The organism is Mesorhizobium sp. M8A.F.Ca.ET.161.01.1.1 (assembly GCF_004792105.1).
Classification (GTDB): Bacteria; Pseudomonadota; Alphaproteobacteria; order Rhizobiales; family Rhizobiaceae; genus Mesorhizobium.
Map to the genome: position 1 here is coordinate 1 of NZ_SRTD01000503.1, position 281 is coordinate 281.

1 protein-coding gene is annotated in these 281 nt (G+C 71.9%); it reads right to left on the minus strand.

Annotated elements, in window-relative coordinates:
* Positions 1–281: DUF2066 domain-containing protein (locus tag EN804_RS36750; protein WP_135922454.1), on the minus strand; the 281-nt coding region annotated here is incomplete at both ends.

Genomic DNA, 281 nt, shown 5'->3' on the forward strand with positions numbered 1-281 from the left:
GGCTCGCCGGCAATCTTGTTGACCAGCGCGTCGGCGGCGCCATCGGCGCCGGCCGCCATCGCGCGCATGGCGTTGGCGTCCTTGCTGGTCCACTTGTTCAGTTCACGGCCGTTGTCGACGAACACCCAGTCCGCCTGCCAGCCGCCATTGGCGCGGTACAGCTTGCCGATCAGCTGCATCGGTGGCGAGTAGCGCGAGGAGGCGCGGGCCACGGCGGCACTGTCCTGGCGCCAGATGGCCCCGGCCAGGGCCTGTTCGGCAGCGCCGCCGCTGGGCAGGCC